General features: G+C 74.2%; 11 protein-coding genes and 1 tRNA gene. 7 read left to right on the top strand and 5 right to left on the bottom strand.

The features are described 5' to 3' along the window. Window positions 1-172 precede the first annotated feature (172 nt). Complete coding sequence (gene dcd, locus ACERUJ_RS03595) at window positions 173-748, bottom strand: dCTP deaminase (protein ID WP_370247066.1); 576 nt, start codon at window positions 746-748, stop codon at window positions 173-175. 62 nt (window positions 749-810) lie between these two features. On the opposite strand from dcd, the gene ACERUJ_RS03590 reads away from it, so the two are divergent. The 5 genes from ACERUJ_RS03590 (at window position 811) to ACERUJ_RS03570 (ending at window position 3,908) form a co-directional block, all read left to right on the top strand. Further along, a complete protein-coding gene (locus ACERUJ_RS03590; RefSeq protein WP_370247065.1) occupies window positions 811-1,572 on the top strand; it encodes an SGNH/GDSL hydrolase family protein in 762 nt (253 codons plus the stop codon). Window positions 1,573-1,599: 27 nt separating this feature from the next. After that, window positions 1,600-1,675: transfer RNA gene (locus tag ACERUJ_RS03585), tRNA-Gly, on the top strand. 141 nt (window positions 1,676-1,816) lie between these two features. Further along, on the top strand, window positions 1,817-2,953 hold the full coding sequence (locus ACERUJ_RS03580; RefSeq protein WP_370247064.1) for a glycosyltransferase family 2 protein: 1,137 nt from the start codon (window positions 1,817-1,819) through the stop codon (window positions 2,951-2,953). A 5-nt stretch (window positions 2,954-2,958) separates the two neighbouring features. After that, window positions 2,959-3,102 carry a hypothetical protein gene (locus tag ACERUJ_RS03575; protein ID WP_370247063.1) on the top strand — a complete coding sequence of 48 codons (144 nt, stop codon included), beginning with the start codon at window positions 2,959-2,961 and terminating at the stop codon, window positions 3,100-3,102. Further along, window positions 3,099-3,908 (top strand): sortase, encoded by an 810-nt coding sequence (locus ACERUJ_RS03570; protein ID WP_370247062.1) that lies wholly within the window; start codon window positions 3,099-3,101, stop codon window positions 3,906-3,908. The genes ACERUJ_RS03575 and ACERUJ_RS03570 overlap by 4 nt, the downstream gene beginning before the upstream one ends. Here ACERUJ_RS03570 and ACERUJ_RS03565 read toward each other — a convergent pair. Further along, on the bottom strand, window positions 3,823-4,890 hold the full coding sequence (locus ACERUJ_RS03565; protein WP_370247061.1) for a glycoside hydrolase family 26 protein: 1,068 nt from the start codon (window positions 4,888-4,890) through the stop codon (window positions 3,823-3,825). The two genes, ACERUJ_RS03570 and ACERUJ_RS03565, sit on opposite strands and share 86 nt — an antisense overlap. 5 nt (window positions 4,891-4,895) lie before the next feature. After that, on the bottom strand, window positions 4,896-5,957 hold the full coding sequence (locus tag ACERUJ_RS03560; protein WP_372715295.1) for a glycoside hydrolase family 26 protein: 1,062 nt from the start codon (window positions 5,955-5,957) through the stop codon (window positions 4,896-4,898). A gap of 257 nt (window positions 5,958-6,214) precedes the next feature. Between ACERUJ_RS03560 and ACERUJ_RS03555 the strand changes: the two genes are divergently transcribed. Then, window positions 6,215-7,033 (top strand): hypothetical protein, encoded by an 819-nt coding sequence (locus tag ACERUJ_RS03555; protein ID WP_370247059.1) that lies wholly within the window; start codon window positions 6,215-6,217, stop codon window positions 7,031-7,033. Between the two features lie 65 nt (window positions 7,034-7,098). Continuing rightward, the gene (locus ACERUJ_RS03550) at window positions 7,099-7,758 is read left to right on the top strand and encodes a DUF2461 domain-containing protein (protein ID WP_370247058.1); all 660 of its coding nucleotides are present in this window, start codon (window positions 7,099-7,101) and stop codon (window positions 7,756-7,758) included. A gap of 359 nt (window positions 7,759-8,117) precedes the next feature. On the opposite strand, the gene ACERUJ_RS03545 is transcribed toward ACERUJ_RS03550, so the two are convergent. Together ACERUJ_RS03545 and ACERUJ_RS03540 are read right to left on the bottom strand one after the other, a co-directional pair. Then, window positions 8,118-8,963, bottom strand: coding sequence for a sterol desaturase family protein (locus tag ACERUJ_RS03545; protein WP_370247056.1), 846 nt, complete (start codon window positions 8,961-8,963; stop codon window positions 8,118-8,120). A 27-nt stretch (window positions 8,964-8,990) separates the two neighbouring features. Further along, complete coding sequence (locus ACERUJ_RS03540) at window positions 8,991-9,665, bottom strand: FadR/GntR family transcriptional regulator (protein WP_370247055.1); 675 nt, start codon at window positions 9,663-9,665, stop codon at window positions 8,991-8,993. Window positions 9,666-9,841: the final 176 nt, after the last annotated feature.

Here is a 9,841-nt window from a genome sequence, read left to right as displayed (position 1 = left end):
CGCCGCTGCCGGGCGGGGGCGCCGGCCCGGCGACCGACGGTGTGCTCGGTCGGCCGAGCAAACCGACGCCCAGCGGCCTATCGCACGCCGTGTCGCGACAGTTTGCTCGGCCAGGATGCGCCTGCGCCCGGGCGCAGGCGGGACGAGCGCTGATGGGCGGCGCCGGCGCGCCTCAGATCGGGGTGCGGTGGAAGTTCTGGAACGAGCGCGACGGCGTGGGGCCGCGCTGCCCCTGGTAGCGCGAGCCGTACTTCTCCGAGCCGTAGGGGTGCTCGGAGGGCGAGGAGAGCCGGAAGAAGCAGAACTGGCCGATCTTCATGCCGGGGTAGAGCTTGATCGGCAGGGTGGCGACGTTGGCCAGCTCCAGCGTCACGTGCCCGGAGAAGCCGGGGTCGACGAAGCCGGCGGTGGCGTGGGTGAGCAGCCCGAGCCGGCCCAGGCTGGACTTGCCCTCGACGCGCGCGGCGACGTCGTCGGGCAGGGTGACGATCTCGTAGGTGGAGCCGAGCACGAACTCGCCGGGGTGGAGGATGAAGGGCTCGTCGCCCTCGGGCTCGATCATCCGGGTGAGGTCGGACTGGTCGGCGGCGGGGTCGATGTGCGGGTACCGGTGGTTCTCGAAGACCCGGAAGTAGCGGTCCAGGCGCACGTCGATCGACGACGGCTGCAGCATCGCGGGGTCGTAGGGCTCCAGGCCGATGCGACCCCGGTCGAGTTCGGCGACGATGTCGCGGTCGGAGAGCAGCACCCGCGCAATCTACCGCCGGGGGCCGTGCGCGCGCCCCGCGACCGTGGCGCGAGAATCGGGCGGTGAGCTATCAGCGCTACGTCGCCCTCGGCGACTCCTTCACCGAGGGCGTCGGCGACCACGACGACACCCGCCCCCACGGCGTGCGCGGGTGGGCCGACCGGGTGGCGGAGGTGCTGGGCGCGGCGTCGCCGGACTTCGGGTACGCCAACCTCGCGATCCGCGGCCGGTTGCTGCGCCCGATCCTGGCCGAGCAGCTGGACCCGGCGCTGGCCCTGCGGCCCGACCTGGTCACGATCTACGCCGGCGCCAACGACATCCTGCGCCCGCGCGTCGACCTCGACGACCTGCTCGCCACCTACGAGGACGCCCTGGCCCGGCTGCGCGGGGCCGGCGCCCACCTGGTGGTGTGGACGGCCTTCGACCCCGGCGGCTCGGCCACCTTCGGCGCGCTGCGGGGCCGCTTCGCGATCTACAGCGAGGGGGTGCGCGAGCTGGCCGACCGCCACGACGCCACGCTCGTGGACTTCTGGCGGCTGCGCGAGTACCGCGACTGGCGCTACTGGGACACCGACCGCATGCACATGTCCAGCGCCGGCCACGCCCGGATGGCCATCGAGGTGCTCGACCGGCTCGGCGTCCCCCACCCCCTACCCGCCCCGACCCTGGTCGACCGCCCACCGGTCTCCCGCGGCCAGGCGCTGCGCACCAACCTCGCCTGGGTGCGCGACGACGCCGTCCCGTGGGTGCACCGGCGGCTCATCGGCCGCTCCTCGGGCGACGGCCTCTCCCCCCGCTACCCGGTGCTCACCCACCTCGGCTAGCATAACCACGCGTCCTCCGGGCCGCATGCGGATGTAGCTCAGTTGGTAGAGCGCGACCTTCCCAAGGTCGATGTCGCGAGTTCGAGTCTCGTCATCCGCTCCACGCCCTCACGGCCTCCCTCCTCTTCGCGACGTCCACCCTGGTGGGCGCACCTCGGCGCCGAGCGCTGCCGTCCGATCGCGCGCGATCGAGTGGTGTGTATCACGCATATCCGAGGCGGGGACCGGGCAGGCCCTCAGAGGTATGTCCTTCCTGATCCGCCCCACCACCGACGCCGCTGAGACCGCCGACGCGACGCAGGCCCGGCGCACCTCGAGGTCCCCCGGCGCCCCGACGGTCGTCGCTCTGCTGCCGGCCCACAACGAGGAGGTCGGGCTCCCCGCCGCCCTGGACTCCCTGGCCGCGCAGACCCGGCCCCCGGACCGGGTCGTCGTGATCGCCGACAACTGCACCGACCGCACCGTCGAGATCGCGCGCGAGCGTGGCGTCGAGGTGGTCGAGACCGTCGGCAACCGGTTCAAGAAGGCCGGGGCGCTCAACCAGGTGCTGGCCGACCTGGTGCCCACGCTCGAGGGCAGCGACCAGGTGTTCGTCATGGACGCCGATTGCCTGCTGGACCCGCCCTTCCTCGAGACCGCGCTGGCTCACCTGAGCAAGGACCCCGGGCTAGGCGGCTGTGGCGGGGTGTTCCGCGGCGGCCCCGGCGGCGGGCTGGTCGGCACCTTCCAGCGCAACGAGTACGCCCGCTACGCCCGCGACGTGCGACGCCTGAAGGGCAAGGCGCTGGTGCTCACCGGCACCAGCTCGATGTTCCCGGTGCGGGTGCTGCGCGAGGTCGTGGCGGCGCGCGAGGCCGGCACGCTGCCTGACGCCTCCGGCCACCACCAGGTCTACGACACCCAGGTGCTCACCGAGGACAACGAGCTGTCCCTGGCCCTGCAGCACCTCGGCTACCGCATCCTCGCCCCCGCCGCCTGCACCCTCGAGACCGAGGTCATGCCCACGTGGCGGATGCTCGCCCAGCAGCGGCTGCGCTGGAAGCGCGGCGCCTTGGAGAACCTCTTCGACTACGGCTGGACCCGCACGACCGCGCGCTACTGGGGCCGCCAGCTCCTCAGCCTGCTCGCGGTGGCGGTCACGATCGTCTACCTCACCAGCATCGTGGTGGGGCTGCTCGTGGGCCTGGAGCTCCAACCGTTCTGGCTGGCCCTCTCGCTCGTCTTCGTCCTGGAGCGCGTGGTCACCGTGCGTGCCCGGGGCTGGCGGCAGATGCTGCTGGCCGCCCCCCTGGTGATCGAGATGGTCTTCGACATGTACCTGCAGCTGGTGCAGGCGCGTGCCTTCTGGCAGGCGACCCTCAACTCCCGACGGAAGTGGTGAGACCCATGTACAACAACGGAACCCTCGCAAGCACCGGAGCCGGCGCCGCCGCGACGAGCATCCTGCTCGACTCGGTGTGGGTGTTCCTCGCCAGCTTCGCGATCCTCGCGGCGCTGCTGGCCGTGGCCCGGATCCTGCCGCGCCGATGAGGACCCTCGCCCGGATCGTCATCGTCTCGGTCCTCGGCGCCAGCCTGGTCACCTCGGGGTTCCTGGTGTTCTCCGAGGTGGCCGGCCGGCGCATCGACGACGGCACGCGGGCCACCCTGACCGCGCAGGACGCCCTGCGCGACGAGCTCGCCGCCCGGCCTGCCGCCGACCGACCGGCCGCGCGCGTCCCCCACCCGGTGGCGCGCCCGGTGGCCGAGGGAGACCCCCTCGGCACGATCGAGATCCCGCGCTTCGGCGAGGACTGGCGCTGGGTGATGCTGCAGGGCGTCGCCGACGACGTCATCGCCGACGGCCCCGGTCACTACCTCGACACCGCGCTGCCCGGCGCGGTCGGCAACGTCGGGATCGCCGCGCACCGCGCCGGCCACGGCGACCCCTTCCTCGACTTCGACCGCCTGCGCGTGGGCGACGAGGTGCGGCTCAGTCAGGACGGCGTCACCTGGGTCTACCGCCTCGACACCGCGCCCCGGATCATCCCCGTGACCGCCACCTGGGTGCTGCGCCCGCGCACCGACGGCGGCCGCGAGCTGACGCTCACCACCTGCTGGCCCACGTACGGCTCCTCGAAGCGGATGTTCGTCCACGCCACGCTCGCCCGCGTCATCGGCGAGCCCGCCGACGCCCGCGCCAACCCGCGCGAGCCCCAGGCCGACCGCTGGGACCCCACCGCCCCCGTCGGCGGCGAGGCCGGGGTGACGGTCAGCCCCGTGGCCGCGGGGACGGCGCCCCGGCCGGACCCGCCAGCGCCCGCCGCAGCGCGAGGAGCGAGCCCCGCGAGGAGTTGATGCGCCAGTCGCGCTCCTTGCGCTCCTGGAACCACACCAGCGCCTCGACCCGCGCGAACCCCCGCTCGGCGAGCATCGACCGCACCCACGCGGCCTTGCTGTGCCGGGGGTCGCGGGGGGCGCCGTCGTCGGAGCGGGGCTCCTTGGAGGCGACCTCGCAGATCCACACCGGGTCGTGCGGGTCGAGCCGGGTCAGACGCCGGTACTGCTCGGCGAAGGTGGCCCGGAAGGACCGCCAGCGCCCCCAGCCGTCGTCCTGACCCCAGTTGAAGCCGTCCAGGCCCAGGACGTCGACGTAGCGCCGCCCCGGCCAGATGCGGCGCACCGGCGTCGTGCCGGCGTAGGTGTCGACGGTCGGGTTGAACACCCACCGCACGTTGGTGACACCGGCCCCGCGGATCCGGTCGACGACGTGCCGCCACGCCGCCCGGAACTCGGCGTAGGTGCCGCCGTGGGCACGGTCGCCGTGGAGGGTGGGCTGGAAGGTCTGCCAGTCGCCGTTCATCTCCGGCCAGGGCCGCACGTACACCGGCGCCGACGTCGAGCGGAGGGTCTCGGCCACCCGGTCGAGGTAGTCGTCGAAGCGCCCCCCGGCCCAGTCGCGGAACCGCGTCGGGCCCATGTCCCAGGAGAACAGCAGGGTGCGCGGGCCGCCGCCGGGCGCGTCGGCCAGTGCGAGATCGCTCGGGACCGGGAACAGGTCGCCGAAGCCGCGGTACTGCGACACGACCGCCACCGGCCGACCGACCATCCGCTCGAACGCGGCGAGCCGTGCCGGATCGTCGGTGGCGCCGTCGACGTAGGCGCCGAACCGGACGCGCCGCGCCAGGGGCGGCGGGGCGGCAGCGGCGGCCGGGCGCGCGGGCCCCGCCAGTGGGGCGACGACGTGCGCGCGCTCGGGGACCTCGGCCGCCCCGGGCGGGACGGCCACCGCACCGGCGACGAGCGCCAGCGCGACGACCCACCGTGGGGGCGCGCCCATCCGTCTCAGCCGATCCCGCGGCGGAACGCGCGCAGCGACCCCGGCGAGGAGTCGATCCGCCAGTCGCGCTCGGCCCGGCGCTGGGCCCAGATCAGCCCCTCGATGCGGGGCAGCGCGCGGTCGGCGAGCAGGTCGCGCACCCAGTCGGCCTTGCTGTGCCCGGCGTCGACCGGGGCGCCGTCGTCGGTGCGCGGCTCCTTGGAGCCCACGGCCGTGATCCACACCGGCGCGGTGGCATCGAGCGCCGTGAGGCGTCGGTACTGGCCGTCGACGATCCGCGCGAAGCTGCGCCACCGGCCCGAGCCCACGCTCTCGCCCCAGTTGAAGGCGTCGATGCCCAGCACGTCGACGACGTCGTCCCCGGGCCAGATCCGGCCCACCGGCGTGGTGCCGGGGCGGGTCGCCGCGCTGGGGCTGAACACCCAGCGGGCCCGACCCGCCGAGGCGGCGTCGACGCGCTCGACGACGTGGCGCCAGGCGGCGCGGAACTCGGCGTAGGTGCCGCCGCGAGGGCGCTCGCCGTCGGGGGTGGGCTGGTAGGTCTGCCAGTCGCCGTTCATCTCCGGCCAGGGCCGCAGGTACACCGGACCCGGCTGGCTGCGCAGCGCCGCACCGACGAGCTCGAGGTAGCGGTCGAGATCGCCCGAGGCCCAGTCGGCGAAGCGGGCCGCGCTCAGGTCCCACGCCACCACGAGGGTCTGACCGCCGCTGGCGGCGAGCAGCAGGTCGGCGGCCTCGGGCACGTCGTCGCCGTAGCGCCAGGAGACCGGCAGCAGCTCCACCCGGTGCCCGACCAGCTGCTCGAAGGCGCTGACGCGGGTGAGGTCGAGGTCGGCACCGGCGACGTCGGCGCCGAAGCGGACCCGCTCCCCCAGCGGCATGACCGGGGCGGCCCTGTCGGCCGCGCCGCGCGGGGCCGGCGAGGCGGAGGCGGACCCGACGACCCCGGCGGCCGACAGTGGCCCGAGCAGCGTCAGGAGTGCGAGCGCCGGCAGGGCGGCCCGGCCGGCCGACGCGGAGGCGGACAGGGGGCCTCGCCGGATCCTCGAGCGGGATCCGGGCAGCACGGGAACGGCCTCGGGGACGCGCGGAGGATCATCGTGCCGAGAGCCGTGAGCGGGGGGTCTCACGCTGCTGACGGTAGGACCGCGACGCCGGTCACCGCGGGGTTTTCCACGGATCCGAGGCCCCCGGATCCGAGGACACGGATCGCGGGGCCTCCCCCCGATCAGGGGTGATCCGAGCCCGCCCGGGCCGATCGGGCACGCCGTCGCCGGGCATGGGCGCTAGAAGGAAGCCCTCCCGAACCTCGAAGGGGTCTCCCATGCCGTTCCTCCGCACCACCGGGCCCACCTCCGTGACCGCACTCGTCGGCTGCCTTGTCGGCTGTGTCGTGGGGTGTGTCGCCGGCCTGATGCTGGGGGCCTCGGGCGCCGTCGCCGTCGCGACCCTCACCGGACACGACATCGTCGACCGCTCCATCGGACGGATCGACCTCAAGCCTCAGAGCGTGGGCTGGAACAAGTTCACCCCCGGCATCCAGCAGCGACTGCGCCAGGCGCGCCGTCCGGGTCCCCCCGGCCCGGCGGGGCCCCTCGGACCGACCGGTCCCCAGGGACGTCCCGGAGCGCCGGGGCGCGACGGCGGCACGGGGGCCACCGGCATGCCGGGCCCCGGCGGGCCCGAGGGACCGGTCGGCCCGGGCGGCCCGGTCGGCCCCGTGGGGCCGCGAGGCGGGGAGGGCCCATCAGGCCCGGAAGGTGCTGCGGGCCCGGAGGGGGCTCGGGGACCGGAGGGACCGGCCGGACCTGCGGGACCCGCCGGCGCCGACGCCGTCCTGGACATCTACACCGCGAAGCCGGCCGCCTCGGTCACCGCCGTCGGCCCCGGCGAACGCAAGACGACCACGGCTCGCTGCGCCACCGGCTACGTCGCGCTCGCGGGCGGCCACACCCTCGACCAGGCGGGGGCCCAGACCCAGGCCACGATCTTCAAGTCCGGGTTCGAGTCGGCGAGCTACGACGCGGCGCTGGGCATGTTCACCGGCTGGGAGGTGAGCGCGCGCAACACCGGCACGGCCGGCTCGTTCAACCTGACCCCCTACGTCGTGTGCGCGCTCCTGCCGGCCGGCGCCACCGACTGAGGCCCGCACCCGACCCCCGCACCCGACCCCAGGAGGACGGGATCGCCGCCCGGCACAATGGCGAGGTGACCTTCGAAGGCTTCCCCGTCGCCGCGCTGGACTTCTACGACGACCTCGAGGTCGACAACACCAAGTCCTTCTGGGAGGCCCACAAGCACATCTACCGCGACGCCGTGAAGGCACCCTTCGACGCGGTCGCCGCGGCGGTGGCCGAGGAGTTCGGGCCGCTGAAGATCTTCCGGCCCTACCGCGACGTCCGCTTCGCCAAGGACAAGACGCCCTACAAGGCCCACCAGGGCGCGTTCGTCGGCACCGGGCCCGCCACCGGGTGGTACGTCGAGCTGTCCTCGCACGGCCTGCGCACCGGCGCCGGGTTCTACGAGGCCTCCGGTCCGCGACTGGCGGCGTTCCGCGACGCCGTGGCCGACGAGCGCACCGGCCCCGCGCTGGAGGCGATCCTGGAGGTCCTCACCGGGACGGGGATGACCGTCGGTGGCGACCGGCTCAAGACCCGGCCCCGCGGCTACGACCCCGACCACCCGCGCCTGGAGCTGCTCAAGCACCGGTCGCTGACGATCGGTCGCAGCCACGGCTTCGAGCCGGTGATCCACACCCCGGCCGCCCTGGACCTGATCCGGGAGGACTGGCGCGCGTGCCGTCCGCTGCTGGAGTGGCTGGCCGACGCCACCGCCGGCGTGCCCGACGACGTGCGGATCCGGCGCTAGCCGCTCACCCGGTCGGCGGGTCGGCGGGTCAGCCCGGATCAGCCGAGATCGACCGGGCGGCGGACGCGGAGCCGACCCCGCCCTGCGGACGGGGCGCCGGTCGGTGTCGACCCGGCGTCGGTGGGGCGCAGGGGGCGGGGCCGGACGGCAGGGCCGTAGATCCGGCGGAGCGGTGGGAGCATCGGAGGTCCTCCGGGCTGGGGGTCACGGGTTCCGAGTGCCTCCAGCGTGCGTCGCCCGGCGGCGCCGCGGAACCCCCGGACCGACGATGGGGCGATCTCCCACGACCGGATGCCACCGTCCCCGCTCCGGACGGGCGATCGGGGTGAACGATCGCTCAGCGCGGACGGTGACGGGGGTCACGCCTCCGGGGTCACGGGCTGCTTCGGCGTCCAGCCCGGGTGGCCGACGACGTAGCCCCAGCGGTCGCGCCACCGCCGGGCGCCGGCCACGTCGCGGGCGATCGCGACCCACTCGTGCGCGGCCACCTTGACCGGGTGGAAGGTGTCGATGTTCTTGGTCAGCCCGTAGCGCACCCGCTCCCCCTCGGCCTCGAAGGTGCCGAACAGGCGGTCCCACACGATGAGCACGCCGGCGTAGTTCTTGTCGAGGTACTCGGCGTTCGAGCCGTGGTGCACCCGGTGGTGGGACGGGGTGTTGAACACGAGCTCGATCGGCGCCCACAGCTTGCCGACCCGCTCGGTGTGCAGGAAGAACTGGTAGACGAGGCTGATCGACTGCTGCAGCAGGATCATCCACGGCGCGAAGCCCAGCAGCGCGAGCGGCAGCCAGTAGGGCAGGGCGGTCATCGGCACCCACGGCTGGCGCAGCGCGGTGGAGAGGTTGAAGTACTCGCTCGAGTGGTGCACCACGTGGCTGGCCCACAGCACCCGGATCGTGTGGTGGGTGCGGTGGTACCAGTAGAAGGCCAGGTCGTCGAGGAAGAACAGCGCGATCCAGGTGAGCGGGTTGTCGGCCGGCAGCTCCCAGGGGCTGAGCAGGAACAGCGCCGCGTAGACGGCGAGCACCACCAGCTTCCAGCCCAGGTTGATCGCCACGTTGCCCAGGCCCATCGACAGGCTGGTCGCCGTGTCGCGCGCGCGGTAGCCGAGCTCGTCGTCGTCGGGGAGCAGGTAGTACGACGCCGCCTCGAGCAGCAGCAGGACGGCGAAGACCGGGATCGCGGCCTGGATCAGATCGAACATCGGGTTCCTCCGGGGAGCCGGGCGCGCTCAGCGGCGCGCGAGCAGGGCCTGGGCGAGGGCCAGCGCGCGATCGGCGTCGCGATCGGCGATGGCGTGGGCGAGGGCGAGGTGGGCGGCGCGGTCGGCGTACTCCTCGAGCAGGCCGTCGAGGTGCTCGTGACCGACCGCGGCGATGCCGGACGCCAGGGTGTTCAGGCCCAGGCGGTAGGCGAGGTTGTGGGCGCCGTCGACCACGGCGGTCCAGAACACCAGGTCGATGGCGGTGAGGTCGGGCCCCGGGCGCTCCGGGTAGGCCTGGGCGGCGGCGATCACGGTGGCGACCTCGTCCGCGCTGGCCCGCTGGGCGCACCACCGGGCGGCGTCGGCACCGAGGGCGGCCCGCATCTCGAGCAGGTCGTCCAGCACCTGGCCCGAGGGCACGGCACCGGAGTGCACCAGCCCCACGAGCGCCTCCAGACCGGCGTGGGCACGCCAGTCCTGCACCCGGGTGCGACCGCCCTGGCTGATCACCACCAGCCCCGCCTGCTGGAGCCGCTTGAGCGCCTCACGGACGGCGTGGCGGTTGACCTCGAAGGTCGTGGCCAGGTCGCGCTCCGCCGGCAGCGGCTCCCCCGGCGCCAGCCGACCGCTCAGGATCTCCTCGGTGAGCGCGGCGAAGACGGCGTCGCTCACCGACGCACGGGTCACGGGGGCGAGGGGCATGGCAGGAGCATGCGGCGTCACTGGTCAACCTGTCAACTGGTTGGACCAGTTGATCAGCGACGGTTTGCTCGGCCAACCGAGGAAACCGTCGCTCCAAGCGCCCCGGAAGGCCCGCCGGCGACAGTTTGCTCGGCCAACCGAGGAAACCGTCGCTCCAAGCGCCCCGGAAGGCCCGC

The organism is Nocardioides sp., assembly GCF_964228225.1.
Taxonomy (GTDB): Bacteria; Actinomycetota; Actinomycetes; order Propionibacteriales; family Nocardioidaceae; genus Nocardioides.
This window is presented reverse-complemented; position numbering and strand designations above follow the sequence as displayed.

Bases quoted from the DNA above. Each gene is read 5' to 3' on its own strand.
- ACERUJ_RS03580 (WP_370247064.1), top strand. From the start codon at position 1,817: ATGTCCTTCCTGATCCGCCCCACCACCGACGCCGCTGAGACCGCCGAC.
- ACERUJ_RS03575 (WP_370247063.1), top strand. From the start codon at position 2,959: ATGTACAACAACGGAACCCTCGCAAGCACCGGAGCCGGCGCCGCCGCG.
- ACERUJ_RS03570 (WP_370247062.1), top strand. From the start codon at position 3,099: ATGAGGACCCTCGCCCGGATCGTCATCGTCTCGGTCCTCGGCGCCAGC.
- ACERUJ_RS03565 (WP_370247061.1), bottom strand. From the start codon at position 4,890: ATGGGCGCGCCCCCACGGTGGGTCGTCGCGCTGGCGCTCGTCGCCGGT.
- ACERUJ_RS03555 (WP_370247059.1), top strand. From the start codon at position 6,215: ATGCCGTTCCTCCGCACCACCGGGCCCACCTCCGTGACCGCACTCGTC.
- ACERUJ_RS03545 (WP_370247056.1), bottom strand. From the start codon at position 8,963: ATGTTCGATCTGATCCAGGCCGCGATCCCGGTCTTCGCCGTCCTGCTG.
- ACERUJ_RS03540 (WP_370247055.1), bottom strand. From the start codon at position 9,665: ATGCCCCTCGCCCCCGTGACCCGTGCGTCGGTGAGCGACGCCGTCTTC.